Annotated in this window: 22 protein-coding genes and 2 riboswitches; of the genes, 10 read left to right on the forward strand and 12 right to left on the reverse strand. The window is 68.7% G+C overall.

Going from position 1 to position 17,048, the window contains the following annotated elements; genetic code table 11:
• Positions 1–49: 49 nt before the first annotated feature.
• Together B0F77_RS10190 and B0F77_RS10195 are read right to left on the reverse strand one after the other, a co-directional pair.
• A complete protein-coding gene (locus B0F77_RS10190; RefSeq protein WP_086662561.1) occupies positions 50–967 on the reverse strand; it encodes a threonine ammonia-lyase in 918 nt (305 codons plus the stop codon).
• A complete protein-coding gene (locus tag B0F77_RS10195; protein WP_086662562.1) occupies positions 964–1,896 on the reverse strand; it encodes a threonine ammonia-lyase in 933 nt (310 codons plus the stop codon). Before B0F77_RS10195 ends, B0F77_RS10190 begins: the two co-directional genes overlap by 4 nt.
• A gap of 109 nt (positions 1,897–2,005) precedes the next feature.
• Between B0F77_RS10195 and B0F77_RS10200 the strand changes: the two genes are divergently transcribed.
• Both B0F77_RS10200 and B0F77_RS10205 read left to right on the forward strand, forming a co-directional pair.
• Positions 2,006–2,461 carry a hypothetical protein gene (locus tag B0F77_RS10200; RefSeq protein WP_086662563.1) on the forward strand — a complete coding sequence of 152 codons (456 nt, stop codon included), beginning with the start codon at positions 2,006–2,008 and terminating at the stop codon, positions 2,459–2,461.
• A 359-nt stretch (positions 2,462–2,820) separates the two neighbouring features.
• The gene (locus B0F77_RS10205) at positions 2,821–3,972 is read left to right on the forward strand and encodes a S1 family peptidase (RefSeq protein ID WP_086662564.1); all 1,152 of its coding nucleotides are present in this window, start codon (positions 2,821–2,823) and stop codon (positions 3,970–3,972) included.
• Positions 3,973–4,024: 52 nt separating this feature from the next.
• Here B0F77_RS10205 and B0F77_RS10210 read toward each other — a convergent pair whose 3' ends face one another.
• The gene (locus B0F77_RS10210; protein ID WP_086662565.1) at positions 4,025–4,969 is read right to left on the reverse strand and encodes an NADP-dependent oxidoreductase; all 945 of its coding nucleotides are present in this window, start codon (positions 4,967–4,969) and stop codon (positions 4,025–4,027) included.
• A 49-nt stretch (positions 4,970–5,018) separates the two neighbouring features.
• Between B0F77_RS10210 and B0F77_RS10215 the strand changes: the two genes are divergently transcribed.
• Positions 5,019–5,576 (forward strand): TetR/AcrR family transcriptional regulator, encoded by a 558-nt coding sequence (locus tag B0F77_RS10215; protein ID WP_245847933.1) that lies wholly within the window; start codon positions 5,019–5,021, stop codon positions 5,574–5,576.
• Here the strand turns inward: B0F77_RS10215 and B0F77_RS10220 are convergent.
• Positions 5,569–6,330: a dioxygenase family protein gene (locus tag B0F77_RS10220; protein ID WP_086662567.1), complete on the reverse strand. Its 762-nt coding sequence runs from the start codon at positions 6,328–6,330 to the stop codon at positions 5,569–5,571. The genes B0F77_RS10215 and B0F77_RS10220 overlap by 8 nt on opposite strands.
• Before the next feature lie 31 nt (positions 6,331–6,361).
• Complete coding sequence (thiE, locus tag B0F77_RS10225; RefSeq protein ID WP_086662568.1) at positions 6,362–7,000, reverse strand: thiamine phosphate synthase; 639 nt, start codon at positions 6,998–7,000, stop codon at positions 6,362–6,364.
• 26 nt (positions 7,001–7,026) lie between these two features.
• A riboswitch (TPP riboswitch) is annotated at positions 7,027–7,138 on the forward strand.
• 3 nt (positions 7,139–7,141) lie between these two features.
• On the opposite strand from thiE, the gene B0F77_RS10230 reads away from it, so the two are divergent.
• From B0F77_RS10230 to B0F77_RS10250, 5 genes are all read left to right on the forward strand, one after another.
• Positions 7,142–8,089 (forward strand): FAD-dependent oxidoreductase, encoded by a 948-nt coding sequence (locus tag B0F77_RS10230; RefSeq protein WP_342746788.1) that lies wholly within the window; start codon positions 7,142–7,144, stop codon positions 8,087–8,089.
• Positions 8,086–8,286, forward strand: coding sequence for a sulfur carrier protein ThiS (thiS, locus tag B0F77_RS10235; protein WP_086662570.1), 201 nt, complete (start codon positions 8,086–8,088; stop codon positions 8,284–8,286). Before B0F77_RS10230 ends, thiS begins: the two co-directional genes overlap by 4 nt.
• A 1-nt stretch (position 8,287) precedes the next feature.
• Entirely contained in the window at positions 8,288–9,043 is a 756-nt protein-coding gene (gene thiG / locus B0F77_RS10240; protein ID WP_086662571.1) for a thiazole synthase, read from the forward strand.
• 75 nt (positions 9,044–9,118) lie between these two features.
• On the forward strand, positions 9,119–9,562 hold the full coding sequence (locus tag B0F77_RS10245) for a MarR family winged helix-turn-helix transcriptional regulator (protein ID WP_245847934.1): 444 nt from the start codon (positions 9,119–9,121) through the stop codon (positions 9,560–9,562).
• Complete coding sequence (locus B0F77_RS10250) at positions 9,549–10,514, forward strand: phosphotransferase family protein (protein ID WP_086662572.1); 966 nt, start codon at positions 9,549–9,551, stop codon at positions 10,512–10,514. The genes B0F77_RS10245 and B0F77_RS10250 overlap by 14 nt, the downstream gene beginning before the upstream one ends.
• A 5-nt stretch (positions 10,515–10,519) precedes the next feature.
• Here B0F77_RS10250 and B0F77_RS10255 read toward each other — a convergent pair whose 3' ends face one another.
• Positions 10,520–10,945, reverse strand: a complete 426-nt coding sequence (locus B0F77_RS10255; RefSeq protein ID WP_086662573.1) for an SRPBCC domain-containing protein — start codon at positions 10,943–10,945, stop codon at positions 10,520–10,522.
• Positions 10,946–11,003: 58 nt separating this feature from the next.
• On the opposite strand from B0F77_RS10255, the gene B0F77_RS10260 reads away from it, so the two are divergent.
• Entirely contained in the window at positions 11,004–11,549 is a 546-nt protein-coding gene (locus B0F77_RS10260; protein ID WP_211293742.1) for a TetR/AcrR family transcriptional regulator, read from the forward strand.
• Here the strand turns inward: B0F77_RS10260 and thiD are convergent.
• The 5 genes from thiD to B0F77_RS10280 all read right to left on the reverse strand — a co-directional run bounded on the left by thiD (position 11,492) and on the right by B0F77_RS10280 (position 15,374).
• Positions 11,492–12,310 (reverse strand): bifunctional hydroxymethylpyrimidine kinase/phosphomethylpyrimidine kinase, encoded by an 819-nt coding sequence (gene thiD, locus B0F77_RS10265; protein WP_086662575.1) that lies wholly within the window; start codon positions 12,308–12,310, stop codon positions 11,492–11,494. The genes B0F77_RS10260 and thiD overlap by 58 nt on opposite strands.
• The gene (gene thiC, locus B0F77_RS10270; protein ID WP_086662576.1) at positions 12,307–13,947 is read right to left on the reverse strand and encodes a phosphomethylpyrimidine synthase ThiC; all 1,641 of its coding nucleotides are present in this window, start codon (positions 13,945–13,947) and stop codon (positions 12,307–12,309) included. Before thiC ends, thiD begins: the two co-directional genes overlap by 4 nt.
• A riboswitch (TPP riboswitch) is annotated at positions 13,937–14,061 on the reverse strand. (Overlaps the previous gene by 11 nt.)
• 172 nt (positions 14,062–14,233) lie before the next feature.
• Positions 14,234–14,470: a hypothetical protein gene (locus tag B0F77_RS47800; RefSeq protein WP_158102658.1), complete on the reverse strand. Its 237-nt coding sequence runs from the start codon at positions 14,468–14,470 to the stop codon at positions 14,234–14,236.
• A 67-nt stretch (positions 14,471–14,537) separates the two neighbouring features.
• Positions 14,538–14,714: a ParB N-terminal domain-containing protein gene (locus tag B0F77_RS47805; RefSeq protein ID WP_158102659.1), complete on the reverse strand. Its 177-nt coding sequence runs from the start codon at positions 14,712–14,714 to the stop codon at positions 14,538–14,540.
• Positions 14,715–14,771: 57 nt separating this feature from the next.
• Positions 14,772–15,374 carry a LysE family translocator gene (locus tag B0F77_RS10280; RefSeq protein ID WP_086662578.1) on the reverse strand — a complete coding sequence of 201 codons (603 nt, stop codon included), beginning with the start codon at positions 15,372–15,374 and terminating at the stop codon, positions 14,772–14,774.
• A gap of 92 nt (positions 15,375–15,466) precedes the next feature.
• Here B0F77_RS10280 and B0F77_RS10285 point away from each other — a divergent pair, with 92 nt between their 5' ends.
• Positions 15,467–16,402, forward strand: a complete 936-nt coding sequence (locus B0F77_RS10285; protein WP_086662579.1) for an aldo/keto reductase — start codon at positions 15,467–15,469, stop codon at positions 16,400–16,402.
• Here B0F77_RS10285 and B0F77_RS10290 read toward each other — a convergent pair.
• Complete coding sequence (locus tag B0F77_RS10290; RefSeq protein ID WP_086662580.1) at positions 16,399–16,980, reverse strand: peptide deformylase; 582 nt, start codon at positions 16,978–16,980, stop codon at positions 16,399–16,401. The two genes, B0F77_RS10285 and B0F77_RS10290, sit on opposite strands and share 4 nt — an antisense overlap.
• Positions 16,981–17,048 lie beyond the last annotated feature (68 nt).

Consider the following 17,048-nt stretch of genomic DNA (forward strand, 5'->3'; position numbering starts at 1 on the left):
CTGGTTCGTGATCGCCGGCCGCGGCTGAGCACCCGGCTCTCCGTTTCGGTCAGCTTGCTTGGCCGTTGGCCAGCACGCCGCGCAACAGCACCGGATCGACGTTGCCGCCGGACACGATGGCGACACCGCCGCCGAGTTTCGCCTGCGCCGCGACCGCGACAGCGCCGCTGGGTTCTGAGACGAGCCTGGCGCGCCCGACCAGGTCGGCCATGGCGGTGCGGATCTCATCTTCCGACACCGTGATCACGTCGTCGACGAGCTTGCTGATGTGCGCCCAGGTCAGCTCCGAGGGCTCGTCCCGCAGCGCGTCAGCGGCCGTCTGAGCGCGTTGCAGAGGGTCCCAGCGCACGAGTTCGCCGGCCTTGAGCGACGCCGCGATGTCGGCGGCCAGGGTGGGTTCCGCTCCGATGACACGGGTGCCGGGGCTCAGCGCCTTGATCGCCGTGGCGACGCCGGAGACCAGTCCGCCGCCGGACATCGGGACCACGACGGCGTCCGGGGAAGGCAGGTCCTCCAGGATCTCCAGGCCGATCGTGCCCTGGCCGGCGATCACGTCAGGGTGGTCGAACGGCGGGATCAGCGCGGCGCCGCGTTCGGCGACGAGGGCCTGCGCCCGTTCCACGCGTTCGGTGATGCCGACGATGAAGACCTCGGCTCCCAGTGCTTTCGTGGCCGCGATCTTGACCTCAGGGGTGTTCGAAGGCATCACGATCGCCGCCGGGACGCCGTGCAGCCGGGCCGCGAACGCCACGGCCTGGGCGTGGTTGCCGCTGGAGTAGGCCACCACGCCGTTGGCGCGATTCTCCAGGCGTGCCAACGCGTTCAGCGCGCCGCGGAGTTTGAACGCGCCGATCGGCTGCAGGTTTTCGGGCTTGAGCCAGCCGGAACCGAACGGCAGCAGCGGCGTGCGCACCACGTGCGGTGCGATCACCGCCGCCGCCTTCCGGACGTCGTCGAGCGAGATCATTCGCCGACCAGTTCGGCGAACAGCTTCGGCTCGATGTTGCCGCCGGACACCACGGCCACGGTCGGGCCGGTGGGCAGTTCGCGGTTCAGGTACGCGGCAACGGGAACCGCGCCGCTCAGTTCGGCGACGACCCGCGTGCGCCGGGCGATTTCCCCCACCGCTGCCCGGATCTCGTCCTCGGTGACGGTCACGATGTCGTCGACGTACTCGCGGATGTGGGCGAACGTGAGGTCGGACGGCTCGGCGCGCAGGCCGTCGGCGCCGGTGCGGGCACGGTCGTGCGCGTCCCAGCGGACCAGCTTGCCCTCGTGCAGCGACGCGGCGGCGTCGCCGGCCAGTTCTGGCTCGACGCCGATCACGCGAACGTTGGGGCGCAACGACTTCACGGCCGTGGCGACACCAGAGATCAACCCGCCGCCGCTCACCGGGACCAGGATCGTGGCGACCTCGGGGAGGTCGTCGAGGATCTCCAGGCCGATGGTGCCCTGGCCGGCGATGACGTCCGCGTGGTCGAACGGCGGGATCAACGTCGCGCCGCGCTCCTCCACCAGTTCGTAGGCGCGCGACTCGCGTTCGGTGATGCCGACGACGAACACCTCGGCGCCGTGCGCGCGCGTCGCGTCGATCTTCAGCTGGGGCGTGTTGTTCGGCACGACGATCGCCGCCGGCATGCCGAGGGTCTTGGCGGCGTAGGCGACCGCTTGCGCGTGGTTACCGCTCGAGTACGCCACGACACCACGGGCGCGGTCCTCGGAAGGTATGCGGGACAACGCGTTCACCGCGCCGCGCTGTTTGAAGGCCCCGATCGGCTGGAGGCACTCCGGCTTGATCCAGAAGTCCGGACCGAAGGACAGCAACGGTGTGCGGACGACATGCGGGGCGATCGCGGCGGCGGCCGCGTGGACGTCTTCGAGAGTCACCAAGCGCATGCGTTGATGATGCACGTCACCGGCGCACAACCGGTGAACTGTGCCCGACGTCCCACAAGTGTCATGTCTGATAAGGAGAAGATCACCCCCCGTCAAGCTCGTCGCGAGTGTGCTCGCCGCCGTCACCGCGGCCGTGCTGAGCCTTCGCCTCAACGTCGTCGGCACCATCATCGGCGCGATCCTCGCGAGCGTGGTGACCACTGTGGGCGCCGTGCTCTACCAACGGTCGATGGAACGCGAAAAGCGTTGGCAGGTCATCGCGGTCGGCGGCCTGCTCGCCTTCGTGGTCACCGTTCTCACCGTCACGAGCGTCCAACTCGTCACCGGAAAGCCGACATCGGCGGACACCGGCCCGACGTCGAGCACGAGCACGCACACCGAAACCCACACCGAGACGACGAAGACCGAAACGGTGACCGTGACGGTGCCACCGAGCCCGTCGAGTACGACCAGTCAGTCGCCCACCGAAAGCACGACACCGACCGGACCGCCGACTACGTCGACAGGATCCCGACAGCCGACCGACAGCTCGACACCCCCGTCAACTGTCGACCCCATTCGGTGATCACGTCACTACGTTGAGCGACAGTTAACTGTCAATTGCTACGCAGCGGAGTTGATCTGTCGTGAGCTGTGACACACTTCGTCCACTGTCGGGTTCAGGCGTAATAGCTAACGGCCCGGCAGTATCACTCGAACGGGCGAACGTTTAGCTCCGAAAGAGACTGAGGGAGGGCGCGATGAGGCTCGTGGAACGACCACTTGAGCGCAGCGTCCTTGGTCGAGAACTCAGCTGGAATGAAGTGGGAGGGGTGGGGCGACCCCTGCCGCCGCCCCACCACCCGTCCCCCTAGAGCCCCCGAGAGAGGTCCCTGCAACCGATCTCTCGGGTTCCCCTGCACCCGAAAGTGAGGGAGACGTCTGATGAACCGCACGAGTGCGGCCCGTGTAACCGGTGCCGTTCTGCTCGCCACCGGAGTCGTGACTGCTCTCAGCGTACCGGCGTTTGGCGCCCCTGCCGCACCGGTCGCCCCAACCGGTTCCGACACGGAGAGCTACCCGGCCGAATTGCTCCAAGCGGTCCAGCGTGATTTGGGCCTGAACGCTGAGCAGGCCCGCGTCCGGTTGGCTTCTGACCAGAAGTCGAGCGATATCGCGGAGCAGGCGAAGTCCTCTCTGGGCGACGCGTTCGGCGGAGCGTGGATCGACCAGGCGAGCGGCAGACTGACCGTCGCCGTGACCAGGCCGGGACTCTCCGTGAGCGGCGCCGACACCCAGGTCGTGTCGAACTCGCTCACTCAGCTCAACGGCACCAAGTCGGTGCTCGACCTCATGACCGCCCCTTCGGCGATCACCAGCTGGCGGGTGGACGAGAAGTCCAACAGCGTCGTGGTCGAGGTCAACAAGCTCACCCGCGACGCCGCGGCGGACAGGTTCATCGCCACCGCGAAGTCCATCGGCTCGAACGTCACGGTCGAAGAGGTGACCGAGAACCCCAAGCCGCTGTACGACCTGCGCGGTGGTGACGCCATCTACATGGGTGGCGGACGTTGCTCGCTCGGCTTCTCCGTGTCCGGCGGCTTCGTGACCGCGGGCCACTGCGGCACGACGGGCACCGCGGTGTCCGGCTACAACCGGGTCGCGGCGGGCACGTTCGCCGGCTCGACGTTCCCCGGCAACGACTACTCGTGGGTCCGCACGAACGCGAACTGGACGCCGCGGCCGTGGGTCAACCGCTACGGCGGCGCCAACGTGATCGTCAAGGGCTCCAGCGAGGCGGCTGTCGGCGCGCAGATCTGCCGTTCCGGCTCGACGACCGGCTGGCGTTGCGGCACGGTCCAGGCCAAGAACCAGACCGTGAGTTACCCGCAGGGCACCGTCCGCGGCCTCACTCGCACCAACGCGTGCGCGGAGCCCGGTGACTCCGGTGGTTCGTGGGTGGCGGGCTCGGGCTTCGGCCAGGCCCAGGGCGTGACGTCCGGCGGTTCCGGCAACTGCACGTCCGGCGGCACCACGTACTTCCAGCCGGTGAACCCGATCCTGTCGCGCTACGGCCTGACCCTCACACGGGGCTAGGCATCAGACCGAAAGCGCCGCGGCACCTCGGTGTCGCGGCGCTTTCGCGTTCTCAGACGAGCACGATCTTGCCGTGGGCGTGCCCGGTCTCGCTCAGCCTGTGGGCGTCGGCTCCCTGGGCGAGCGGGAAGACCTCGGCCAGCGGAACGGTGAACGCGCCCTGCTCGGCGAGTGCCGCCGCGATGGCGAGGCCGTGCAGCGCCTGGGGATCGGCATCAGGGCCGGCCGCGGTGTGTGTCAGCCGGATCCCGTGGTCGCCGGACAGGTCGGCGATCGTCACCACGCGGTCCGGCGAGCCCGCGATCGAGATGAGGTCGGGCACGGTGCCCGCGCAGTGCAGGACGGCGCCGACCGCACCACCGTCGTGTGGCGGCCGCGACAGCGCCGCCGCGACCCGCTCGGCCAAGCCCTCGCCGTACTCGACCGGCGTCGCCCCCAGCGAGGCCACCAGGTCCTGACTCGACGGCCCGGTGGTCCCGATCACCCGCGCACCCCTGGCCGCCGCCAGTTGGATCGCCACGGTGCCGACCCCGCCCGCGGCCCCCGCGATCAGCAACGTCGTGCCGTCGCGCACCCCGAGCAGGTCCAGCGCCCTGGTGGCGGTCTCCACGTTGGCCGCCGCGCCGCCCGCCTGCTCCCAGCTCAGGGCGGCCGGCTTCGGTGCCCACGCGGCCAGCACCGCGAACTCGGCGTTGGCTCCGCCGAGCAGGGCCAGGTCGACCATCCCGAACACCTCGTCGCCGGTGTTCGCGCCGGTCACCCCCTCACCGACCTCGTCGACGACACCGGCCGCGTCCACGCCGGGCACGTGCGGCAACGGCAACCGCGACGACAACCGCTCGCCGAACATCCCGGACCGCAGGTAGGTGTCGCCAGGAGTGACCCCGGAGGCGCGCACGGCGATGCGGACCTGGCCGGGACCCGCGTGCGGTTCGGCGACCTCGGCCACGTGCAGGAGGTCAGCGGGTCCGTACTGGCTGAACTGAAGTGCTCGCATGACGGCGAAATTAGTGGAACAGGGCGTCCACTTAGCCGAAACTGAGACGGTGACGGTGGATCTGACTCAGAACCTGCGTTCGGACGCCCGGGACAACCGCGACCGGATCTTGGCGGTCGCGCGGGAGGCCTTCGCCTCCGAAGGCCTGGACGTGCCGATGCGCGAGATCGCCCGTCGGGCCGGGGTCGGTCCGGCGACGCTCTACCGCCGTTTTCCCACCAAGGAGGCGCTCCTGGCGGAGGCGTTCGCGGAGCGGCTGGCGGCCTGCACGGCCGTGGTCGACGAGGGCCTCGCGAACCCGGATCCCTGGCAGGGGTTCTGCCGGACCGTGGAGCAGCTGTGCCTCCTGCACGTGCTCGACCGCGGGTTCTCGGCGGCCTTCACGAGCGCCTATCCCAGGGCGATCGACTTCGCCTCGGTGCGCGAGACGTCGTTCCGCTCGCTCGCCGAGCTCATCAGGCGGGCGAAGGCGACCGGGCGGCTGCGGGCCGACTTCTCGGTCGACGACGTGGTGCTGCTCCTGATGGCGAGCGGGGGCGTCCGCTCCGGGACGCCCCCGCTCGCGCGGCGGCTGGCCACGCTGTTCCTCGAAGGGGCGGCTAGCTGAACTGCACGGACCGCTTCGAGAGTCCGTACCAGAAGCCTTCGACGCTGGTACGGGCCTTCTCGTCGCTCGCAGCGCCGAGCGCCACGAACAACGGCGCGAAGTGCTCGGTCCTCGGATGTGCGATGCCGGCGGCCGGCGCCTTCTGCTGGAAGTCGAGCAACGCGTCCACGTCGCCGTTGGCCAGCTGCTGGTGCGCCCAGTCGTCGAACTCCTTCGACCACGACGGCGCCTCGTGGTCCGGGCCCTGGTCGAAGTGCACGCAGCTCAGGTTGTGCGTCATGAACCCGCTGCCGACGATCAGCACGTTCTGGTCGCGCAGCGGCGCCAGCTTCCGGCCGATCTCGTGCAGCTCACGCGGGTCGAGCGTGGGCATCGACATCTGCAGCACCGGCACGTCCGCGTCCGGGAACATCTCCTTCAGCGGCACGTAGGCGCCGTGGTCGAGGCCGCGCTCGGTGTCCTGCTCGACGTGCCCGCCGAGGAGCTTGCGCACGTCCTCGGCGAGCTCAGGTGCGCCAGGAGCCTCGTACGTGACCTCGTAGTAGCGCTGCGGGAAGCCCCAGAAGTCGTAGACCAGCGGAACGGTCTCGGTGGCGCCGATGGTCGTCGGTGCCTCCTCCCAGTGCGCGGAGACCATGAGCACGGCCTCCGGGCGCGGCAGCGTGGCGGACCAGTCCTTGAGCTCTCTGGTCCACTTCTCGTCGTCAGCCAGCGGGGGTGCTCCGTGGCTCAGGTACAGCACTGGTGCGCTCACGTCTTCGAGCGTACGCCTCTTAGTTCAAATTTCAACGATCAAGTTCAAATTTGAACGACTCGGCCGCCTCGCGGGGGTCCTCGGCGTCGGTGATGGCCCGGACGACGACCACGCGGGTGGCTCCGGCCTCCTTCACCTCGTGCAGGTTGGTGAGGTCGATGCCACCGATCGCGAACCACGGCCGGTCGGTCTTCGTGGCGCGGACCAGGTCGAGTCCGGGCGCCGGACGGCCGGGCTTGGTCGGGGTCGGCCAGCAAGGCCCGGTGCAGAAGTAGTCCACGCCGGGTTCCACCGCCGCCGCGGACATCTGGTCGATGTCGTGGGTGGAGCGGCCGATGACCACCTCGTCGCCGATGATCCTGCGGGCGAGCGGCACCGGCAGGTCGTCCTGGCCGAGGTGCAGCACGTCGGCGTCGACCGCGTGCGCGATGTCCGCGCGGTCGTTAACGGCGAGCAGCCTGCCGTGGCGCTCGGTCGCCTCGGCGAGAATCTCGATCGCCTCGATCTCCTGCTTCGCCTCGAGTGACTTGTCCCGCAACTGGATGATGTCGACGCCGCCGGCGAGGGCCGCGTCCGCGAACTCGGCCAGATCAGGCCGGTTCGGCGTGCAGAGGTAGAGCGTGGCGTCGGCGAGTCGTTGCCTGATCAGGTTTCCGTCGAGTCCTGGCACGTACGCACGTTAACCGTTATGTTGATGGCGGTCCGCACGGGAGCCTGGAGAAAACCGGGCTGAGAGGGAGCGTGGTTCGCTCCGACCGTCGAACCTGATCCGGGTCATGCCGGCGCAGGGAGCGTGAATGCCTTGAGCAGTGTGGAAGTGGCCGTCCGGGGTGGCGGTGTCATCGGCCTGTCCGTCGCGTTGTTCGCGGCACGGGCCGGCTACTCGGTTTCCGTCTTCGACGAGGGTTCGCCGCACGCGGGATCGCGGGTCGCGGGCGGGATGCTCGCGCCGTTGACGGAGGCGTGGCCGGGCGAGGAAGCCGTGGTGGCGCAGGGTGTCGAGGCCCTGGCGATGTGGCCGGACTTCGCCGCGTCGATCGGCGTCGAGCTGTTCACCGCGGGCACGCTGGCGGTCGGCACCCAGCCTGGTGACCTCGCCGACCTGCGGCACGCGGGGGAGTTGCTGACCTCACGGGAGATCCGTGCGCTGGAACCGTCGCTGGGCCCCGCGGTTCGTGGTGGCGTGTACGCGTCGGGTGATCTCGCCGTCGACAACCGCGCGCTGCTTTCCGCACTGTGGAAGGCATGCGTCGACCTCGGCGTGCGGTCCGATGTGGAGGGACGGGTCACGGTGATCGCGGCCGGGGCGTGGAGCGGCCGTTTGCATCCCGCGCTGCGCGACGTGATCCGGCCGGTCAAGGGTGAGATTCTGCGGCTGACGCATCGGCCTGGCGCCTTGCCGCCCCCTCGGCACACCATCCGCGCTCTGGTTTCGGGGCGACCGGTGTATCTGGTGCCGCGATCGGACGGACTGGTCGTCGGCGCGACCCAGTACGAAGTGGGGTTCGACACGGATGTTTCCGTCGCAGGGGTGCGAGACCTGTTGCGGGACGCGGAAACCGTGCTGCCGGGCATCGCCGAGTACACGCTGACCGAGGCCGCCGTCGGGTTCCGCGCGGGCAGTCCCGACAACGTCCCGATCGTGCGCCGGCTCGAACCCGGCGTGATCGCCGCGACCGGCCACCACCGCAACGGTCTGCTGCTGGCCCCGCACACCGCTCGTCTCGTGGTCGGGCTGCTTGAGGGAGGAAGTTCGTGAAAGCACAGGTCAACGGCACTTCTCGGGACCTCGACGACGGTACGTCGGTGGCCGCGGTGGTATCGCTGGTGGGGGCGCCGGACAAGGGCGTGGCCGTGGCGCTCGACGGTGCGGTCGTACCAAGAGCGTTGTGGGACAGGACGATCGTGCCGGACGGCGGCGTGGTCGAGGTGCTGACCGCGGTCCAGGGAGGCTGACGTGGACGACCCGTTGATCATCGCGGGCCGGGAGTTCCGGTCCAGGCTCATCACCGGCACCGGCGGTGCCGCGAACCTCTCCGTGCTGGAACGGGCCCTGGTGGCGTCCGGCACCGAGCTCACCACCGTGGCGATGCGCCGGGTGGACGCCGCCGGTCAGACCGGCGTGCTGGAGTTGTTGCGGCGCCTTGGAATCGAGGTCCTGCCGAACACCGCCGGCTGCCGCACGTCCGCCGAGGCCGTGCTGACCGCACAGCTGGCGCGCGAGGCGTTGGAGACGAACTGGGTCAAGCTCGAGGTCGTGCACGACGAGGAGACCTTGCTGCCGGACCCGGTCGAGCTGCTCGACGCGGCCGAGCGGTTGGTCAACGACGGATTCGTGGTACTGCCGTACACGAATGACGATCCGGTGCTGGCGTTGAAGCTCCAGGACATCGGCTGCGCCACGGTCATGCCGCTCGGTTCGCCGATCGGGACAGGACTCGGCATCCGCAACCCGCACAACATCGAGCTCATCACTTCCAGAGCTTCTGTTCCAGTAGTTCTAGACGCGGGCATCGGCACGGCGTCCGATGCGGCGCTGGCCATGGAACTCGGCTGCTCAGCGGTGTTGCTGGCGACCGCGGTCACACGAGCGCAGGACCCGGAACGGATGGGCGCCGCCATGCGTTGTGCGGTCGAGGGCGGAAGGCTGGCGCGGTTGGCAGGCCGGATTCCGCAGCGCTTTTGGGCCCAAGCGTCTTCGCCAGGTCTTTGAGTCGCTACCTTGGGTACTCACGTGTTGGGGGATGATTGACCATTACCTGATCCCCGCCGAGGAGGACGACAAGCCGTGACGGCCCCCATTGACGCCGAGGTCGAGGACGCGACCGCGCGTCTGTACCTGGCGATCGGCCGGCTGGCCCGGTTGCTGCGACGCACCGGTTCCCCCGGACTCGGCCCCGGCGCGGTCTCCGCGCTCGCCACGCTGGCCAGGTGCGGTCCCATGCGCCTGGGCGACCTGGCGAACAAGGAAGGCGTGGCGCCCCCGACGTTGTCCCGCATCGTCGCCGCGCTGGTCGAGGCCGGTTACGTGAAGCGCGAACCGGATCCGCAGGACGGCCGCGCCTGGCTCGCCACCCCCACGCCCGAGGGCGAGACGATGGTGTCGGGCGTGCGGTCCGCGCGGGTGCGCGAGTTGCAGCGGCGGATCGAGCAGCTCACTCCCGAGCACGTGTCGGCTTTGGTGAACGCGCTGGACGCGCTGGAGACCCTGGTAGGCGATGAGTCCAAGTAGCGCCGAGGTGAATCAGGACGACCGCTGGGCGGATCACTTCCGCGCGCAGGGGCATCCTGCCGTCGTTCTCCTCGGACGTGGCGTGGAAGGCGTCGTCCACGACCTGGGCGACGGGTTCGTGGGCAAGGCCTGGTTCCGGCGCGGGCCGGCTGATCTCCTGCTGACACAGGAGTTCCAGCAGGAGTTGCTCGCCCAGGACCTGCCGTACGCGACGCCGCTGATCCTCCAGGTCGACGAGGTGGACGGGCACGCGGTGACGCTCGAACGCCGGCTGCCCGGCACCCCGCTGTCGGATTCGCTGCAGGACGAACGGATTCCCCTGGCGGTGGCGCACGAGGCCGCGCTGGCGGTGGTGGCGGGGCTGGCGGGGACGGAGGCCGGTCCTGCGGCGCGAGCATTGACCGTGCTGGAGGAGAGCACGTCGTTGTGGGCGCGACATGAGCGCTGGACGGAGGCGCTGGCGGCGCTGGTCGAGCGGCGGGCCGCCGCTCACGCCGACGTGCTGCGCGCCAGGATCACGGACTTCGATCGCAAGCTGGCGTGCGTGCACCGTCTGCTGGAGCGGGTGCCGCCGGCACCCGACCGGATCGTGCACGGGGACCTCGTCCCGGCGAACATCCTGGTGGACGACGAGTTCCGGGTGACCGCCGTGATCGACTGGAGCTTCCTCACCACGGCGGGCGACCACACCTTCGAGGCGTCGATCGCCGCCGGGATCTTCGACATGTACGGTCCTGGCGCCCGTGCTTCCGACGACGCGCTGATGGCCGTGCTGGCGCAACAGCGCGGCCATTCCCTTGCACGCATGCTGCTCTACCGGGCGGCCTATGCGATCGCGACCGCCAACGCCTTCGGCGTGGACGGGGCTGACGGTCATTTCGCCTGGTGTGCCGCCATGCTCGAACGCGACGACGTGCTGGAGATCCTGTTCGCGGCGAACCCGGATCTCTGAGAGCGCTACGAACGCTCGTCGGCGAAGACTTGCAGCAGCGCCTGGTTGAAGGCGTCGAACTCCGCGACGAGCACCTCGCGGGTCTGCGTCAGCACGTCGGCGGCCATCGGGCCGGTGAACTCCTCGACGTTGACCAGGTGGGTGCCGCCGTCGGTTTCGCTGAGTTCCCAGCGGTGGCGGCCGAAGAACATCTCCGGGTCGCCGCCCTGGGACGCCAGCACGAACGGCTCCATCGACGTGATCTCGCCGTCGAAGTCGCGCTCGAACGGCGTGCCCTTGGCCGCCTTCACCTTGGTGTGCAAGCCATCCACCTGCGTGTATTCCATCACGGGGTTCCACTTCGCATAGCCGGCGAAGTCCACGAGCAGCCGCCACACGTCGTCGATCGGCGCGGGGATGACCAGCTCTGTTCTGACCTCATTTTCCTGCATGGTTGTTCAGCATAATGACAGCCGCTAGTCTTTTTCCATCGTTGGGATCAAGGGGCAGGTGCAGCAGCGCGGCGTCGAGCGACGTCGCGAGATCGTTGACGCCGCAATAGAACTGTTCGGTACCAACGGATACGCGGGCACGGGCGTCGCGGCCATCGCGAAGAAGGCGGACGTCACGCCGTCCGCGGTGATCCACCACTTCGGGTCCAAGGAGAACCTGCTCAAGGCGGTTCTCGACGAGTTCGACGCACGGGCGGCAGCGCGCGTGTCATCGAAAGACCTCGTCACGGCGTTGCTGGAAGACGCCGAACACACCATGGCGCACAAGGGTTTGGCGACGTTGCACACGGTGCTGCAGGCCGAGCACCTGGCACGCGATGACGAGATCACGCGGCGTTTCCGCGAACGCAATCGAATGCTCCGCGGCCACTTCGCCGCACAGTGGGGCGAAGCGGCCGCAGTGGAGCTGATCGCGTTCCTGGAAGGCGCGCTGACGGTCTGGCTGCTCGATCCGGAGCAGACCGACCTGAAGGCGATGTACGCCCGTTACCTGTCGAGGCTCCAGAACGGCGACACCGGGCCGACGCCGGCGCCCAGAGGATAGGCGGCCGCGACGGACTTCACGATGAAGTCCTTGCCGAACCGCACGGCCTCCGGCACCGACGCACCGCGAGCGAGCGCCGAACTGATCGACGACGCGAGGGTGTCACCGCTGCCGTGCGTGTGCTTCACGTCGTAACGCGGGCCGGGCAGTTCGATGAACTCGCGGCCGTCGTACAACAGGTCGAGGCACTCCGGGTCGTCCCACATGTGGCCGCCCTTCACGAGCACCCACTCCGGTCCCAAGGCGTGCAACGCTTCCGCTGCCACCCGCTGGTCCGCGCGGTCCTTCACCGCGATCCCGGTGATCAGCCGCACCTCGTCGAGGTTCGGCGTCACCAGCGTCGCGCGTGGGAAGAGCAAGCCCCGCAACGCGTCCAGCGCCGAGTCGGCCAGCAGTTGGTCGCCGTGCATCGACGCCGAAACGGGGTCGACGACGAACGGGGTCTTCGAGCCACGACCGATGCCGACGCGGTCCAGCGCGGGCGTGATCGCCTCGATGATCCGAGCTGAGGCCAGCATGCCGGTCTTCGCGGCCTGCAGCCCGATGTCCTCGGCGACCGAGATGATCTGCGCGGCGACGACGTCCGCCGGGATCTCGGAAACTCCCGTGACGCCCAAGGAGTTCTGGACCGTCACGGCCGTCAGGGCGACGCAGCCGTGCACTCCGCACGCGAAGAGCGTGCGGAGGTCGGCCTGGATACCCGCACCACCGCCGGAATCACTTCCGGCGATGGTGAGGACCCTCGGTGGTGTCCCGGTCACGAAGTCTCCACGACCGGAAGGTAGACCTTGTTGCCCGTGTCGGCGAACTCGTCGGACTTCTCCGCCATGCTCGCCTCGATCGCCTCCACTGTGGACAGTCCGCGTTCCTCGGCGTAGCGCCGCACGTCCTGGGTGATCTTCATCGAGCAGAACTTCGGCCCGCACATCGAGCAGAAGTGCGCCGTCTTCGCCGGTTCCGCGGGGAGCGTCTCGTCGTGGAACGAGCGCGCGGTGTCCGGGTCGAGCGACAGGTTGAACTGGTCTTCCCAGCGGAACTCGAAGCGCGCCTTGGACAGCGCGTCGTCCCAGTCCTGGACGCCGGGGTGGCCCTTGGCGAGGTCGGCGGAGTGCGCGGCGATCTTGTACGTGATCACGCCGGTCTTCACGTCGTCCCGGTTCGGCAGGCCGAGGTGCTCCTTCGGCGTGACGTAGCAGAGCATCGCGGTGCCCAGCCAGCCGATCTGCGCCGCGCCGATCGCGGACGTGATGTGGTCGTACGCCGGCGCGATGTCCGTGGCCAGCGGGCCGAGGGTGTAGAACGGCGCCTCACCGCACCACTCCTCCTCCAGCCGCACGTTCTCGGCGATCTTGTGCATCGGCACGTGGCCGGGGCCCTCGATCATCACCTGGACGTCCTTGGCCCGCGCGATGTGCGTGAGCTCACCCAGGGTCTTCAGCTCGGCGAACTGCGCCGCGTCGTTGGCGTCCGCGATGGAACCCGGCCGCAGCCCGTCACCCAGCGAGAACGTCACGTCGTAGGCGCGCAGGATGTCGCAGAGTTCCTCGAAGTGCGTGTAGAGGAAGCTCTCCTTGTGGTGCGCGAGGCACCACGCGGCCATGATCGACCCGCCGCGCGAGACGATGCCGGTGACGCGCTTGGCCGTCAGCGGCACGTACCGCAGCAGCACGCCCGCGTGCACGGTCATGTAGTCGACGCCCTGCTCGCACTGCTCGATCACGGTGTCGCGGTAGATCTCCCACGTCAGTGAGGCCGGATCGCCGTTGACCTTCTCCAGCGCCTGGTAGATCGGCACGGTGCCGATCGGCACGGGCGAGTTGCGCAGGATCCACTCGCGCGTCTCGTGAATCCGCTTGCCGGTGGACAGGTCCATGATCGTGTCGGCACCCCAGCGGGACGCCCACACCATCTTCTCGACCTCGTCCTCGATCGACGATGACACGGCGGAGTTGCCGATGTTGGCGTTGATCTTGACGAGGAACTTCTTGCCGATGATCATCGGCTCGGCCTCGGGGTGCTTGCGGTTCAACGGAATGACCGCACGCCCGATGGCGACCTCGTTGCGGACGAACTCCGCGTCGAGGTTCTCGCGCACCGCGATGTAGCGCATCTCCGGGGTGATGATCCCGGCCTTCGCGTACGCGAGCTGGCTGACAGCTCCGTTGATCGGTTCCCGTGCGGCGATCCACCCCGACCTCAGATCGGGAAGTCCACTGTGGACGTCGATGGTCGCGTTGTCGTCGGTATACGGACCGGAAGTGTCGTACAGATCGACATGTTCGCCGTTGGTCAGTTCCACCCTGCGGAAAGGCACACCATCGCGGTACACCTTGCGGGAGCCCGAGATCGGGCCGGTGGTAACGCTGGGCTTGACCGAACGGTCGTCAAGTGCCGTCACGACATTCCTCCCTACGCCGGCATTACCCGGTCAGGTTCAGGCGGTCGGTGACACCGGCACTACTGCCAGTCACCCTCTCAGCCCGCTCAGGCGCGAGCTCCCGCGTTGTGTTGAGTTGTCGAGACCCGACCATAGTCAGCGCGTGCCGCAGCTGCCAAGGCCGTCGTTTGCCCCTAACCTTCTCTCTCGTGGCGGATCATCAGCCGTTCCCGCCCGGCGCGCGTCGCGGTCAACGTCCCGCCGTGGTCTCGGCATGCCCTTCCTGCGGTGAACTCGCAGGTCGCGGCTACCCCGACTGCGGTTTCTGCGCGGAACTGCTCGACCAGTTCTGGCTCGCGGACTGGGAGGCCCTGCGAACGTCGTCCCAGCTGGCGGACCGGGAGCTGGCCGAGCTGGTGACCTCCGCCGACGTCGGGCAGTACCCGTGGACGTGCGTCGACTGGGCGATGACGCTGCTGGCGTGCTCCCGCTGCGGTGCCGAGCTCGGCACCGGACCGGTCGAGTGCGTGCGGTGCGCGGTCACCGAGGAGCGCCGGTGGAACTGGGACCACTCGGCGCACCCGTACACGATGAGCGCGAACGAGCACCTGTTACGAGTCGCCCGCGCGGCCCTGCGCGCACCCCACCGGCGCCGGCCGGCGGTGGTGCAGGCCTGGCAGCTGGTGCTGCCGTTCCTGATCGCCGGTGAGGTGATCGAGTTCGGTCGTCTCGACCGCGTTCGCGCGCATGTGCTGGCCGGCGGCTACGCGTCCATGGCCGCGTGCCACACCCTCGACGAGCTGGCCGGGTTGCCCGAGCTGTTCTGGCGCCGGGGCAACCCGATCTCAACGCGGGTTGAGTACCAGCCGGATTCCGAGCGCCAGCAGCACGCCGCCCGACAGCTTCTCGAGCGCGGGACGAACCCGCGGACGGCTGAGCCAGCCGCGGATGGTGTGCAGGATCGACGCGATGATCAGGTACCAGACGGTGTCGATCAGCACCCAGCCGATGGCGAGGAAGAGCAGAACCCTCTGGCCGGCCTCCCCGGCAGGCACGAACTGCGGTAGGAACGAGATCGCGAACACGCCGAGCTTCGGGTTGGCCAGGTTCACGATCAACCCGCTGCGGAACGCGTGGCTGGCCGGCGGAGGCTCGTCGGAGGGCAGGCTCTTGCTGATCAGGGCCTTGACGCCCAGGTAGATCAGGAAGACCGCGCCGACGATCCGCAGCGCGTGGTAGGCGATCTCGGACGCCGTGAGCAGGACGGACAGGCCCAGAGCCGCGGCGACGGCCCAGCACGCGACGCCGACCTCCATGCCGAACACCGTCGCCAGCGCGGCTTTTCGCCCGTGCACCGACTGTCGCAGGACCATGGCCGTGCCAGGTCCGGGCGACAGTGCGATGAGGAACGAAGCCGCCACGAAGGCGACGATGTTTTCGAGTGGCATGCCTTGATGGTCGCCGATCGGAGCAACAGTTTTTATTTTTCTGGAAGCGGCTGGTTGACCTGGAGTGCGCTCCAGGATGTTCGCTGGTGCCCATGACGGATCTGGGCAAGATGGGTTTCGGCACGTGGGCCATGGGTGGACCGTTCTCGGGCCCGGACGGTGCGCCGGTCGGCTGGGGGCCTGCCGACGACGGGCAGTCGATCAAGGCGTTGCAGCGGGCCGTTGAACTGGGCGTGACGCTGTTCGACACCGCGGACGTCTACGGGTGCGGGCACGCGGAAACGCTCGTGGGGCAAGCGTTTGCGGGCATGCGTGACCAGGTGTCGATCGCGACCAAGTGGGGTTGCGGGTTCGACGCGGAGTCGCGTCGGATGACCGGGAACGAGGGGTCTGTCGAGTACCTGCGCCGCGCCGTCGAGGGGTCGTTGCGGCGACTGGGTACCGACTACATCGACCTGTACCAGCTGCACATCGGCGACCTGCCGCTGGAGGAGGCCGCGCTGCTGCGGGACGAGTGCGAGGCGCTGGTCGCCGCGGGCAAGATCCGCGCGTACGGGTGGAGCACGGACGACGTCGAGCGGGCGCGGTTCTTCGCGGCCGGTGAGCACGGCGTCGCCGCTCAGGCCGACATCAACCTGCTGTTCGACAACCCCGAGATGTACGCGGGCGACTTCGCGGTGCTGTGCCGGCGTCCGCTCGCGATGGGGCTGCTGGCGCGGGAGACGTTCACCGAGCTGCCCGCCGACGACGTGCGCGTCACGAACCCGTCGTGGCTGCGGTTCTTCGTCGACGGGAAGCCCTCACCGGAGTACTTCCGGGCGCGGGAGGCCGTGCGGGACGTGCTGACGTCCGGTGGCAGGACGTTGGTGCAGGGCGCGCTGGCGTGGTTCTGGGCGCGTTCTCCCCGGCTGATCCCGATTCCGGGCGTCCGGACGGTGGAGCAGGTCGAGGAGAACGCGGGTGCGCTGGCGTTCGGACCGCTGACGGCGGACGAACTGGCGCAGGTGGAGTCGGTGCTCCGGCCTTAGTCGTCGTCCTCGTCGTCGAAGTTCGCGGGGTCTGCCGGGTCCCAGGACAGGTCCGGCACACCCCACTCGTTGTCGCGCAGCATCCGCTTCGACTCCTTCTTGTACCGGCCGATGAGCCGGTCGAGGTACAGGTAGCCGTTGAGGTGGTCGGTCTCGTGCTGCAGGCAACGCGCGAAGAAGCCGGTGCCCTCGACCTCGAACGGCTGCCCGTCGAGGTCCTGGCCGGTCACCTTCGCCCAGTGGGCGCGTCCGGTCGGGTACGCCTCGCCGGGCACCGACAGGCAACCCTCGAAGTCGTCGTCCGGGTCCGGCATGGTCTCCGGGATCTCGGAGGTCTCGAGCACCGGGTTCACGATCACGCCGCGGTGCTGCACGCCCTCGTCGTCCGGGCAGTCGTACACGAAGACCCGCAGGTCGAAACCGATCTGGTTGGCCGCGAGCCCGACTCCGCGAGCGGCTGCCATCGTCTCGAACATGTCGTCGACGAGCGTCTTCAGCTCGGTGTCGAACTCGGTGATCTCACGCGTCGGGTTGTGAAGCACGGGGTCACCAGCGATGCGGATGCGATGCACGGCCATGGTCAGACTTTAAGCGGTCCAAAACTGTCGGTGTCGCGCGGTAGGTTGGAACGATCACGTGATTGAAT

The organism is Lentzea kentuckyensis (genome assembly GCF_002150765.1).
GTDB lineage: Bacteria > Actinomycetota > Actinomycetes > Mycobacteriales > Pseudonocardiaceae > Lentzea > Lentzea kentuckyensis.

What these genes read in the sequence shown, in the direction of transcription:
- B0F77_RS10190 (WP_086662561.1), bottom strand. Translation starts at nt 967, where the DNA reads ATGATCTCGCTCGACGACGTCCGGAAGGCGGCGGCGGTGATCGCACCG.
- B0F77_RS10195 (WP_086662562.1), bottom strand. Translation starts at nt 1,896, where the DNA reads ATGCGCTTGGTGACTCTCGAAGACGTCCACGCGGCCGCCGCCGCGATC.
- B0F77_RS10205 (WP_086662564.1), top strand. Translation starts at nt 2,821, where the DNA reads ATGAACCGCACGAGTGCGGCCCGTGTAACCGGTGCCGTTCTGCTCGCC.
- B0F77_RS10210 (WP_086662565.1), bottom strand. Translation starts at nt 4,969, where the DNA reads ATGCGAGCACTTCAGTTCAGCCAGTACGGACCCGCTGACCTCCTGCAC.
- B0F77_RS10250 (WP_086662572.1), top strand. Translation starts at nt 9,549, where the DNA reads ATGAGTCCAAGTAGCGCCGAGGTGAATCAGGACGACCGCTGGGCGGAT.
- B0F77_RS10255 (WP_086662573.1), bottom strand. Translation starts at nt 10,945, where the DNA reads ATGCAGGAAAATGAGGTCAGAACAGAGCTGGTCATCCCCGCGCCGATC.
- B0F77_RS10280 (WP_086662578.1), bottom strand. Translation starts at nt 15,374, where the DNA reads ATGCCACTCGAAAACATCGTCGCCTTCGTGGCGGCTTCGTTCCTCATC.
- B0F77_RS10285 (WP_086662579.1), top strand. Translation starts at nt 15,467, where the DNA reads ATGACGGATCTGGGCAAGATGGGTTTCGGCACGTGGGCCATGGGTGGA.
- B0F77_RS10290 (WP_086662580.1), bottom strand. Translation starts at nt 16,980, where the DNA reads ATGGCCGTGCATCGCATCCGCATCGCTGGTGACCCCGTGCTTCACAAC.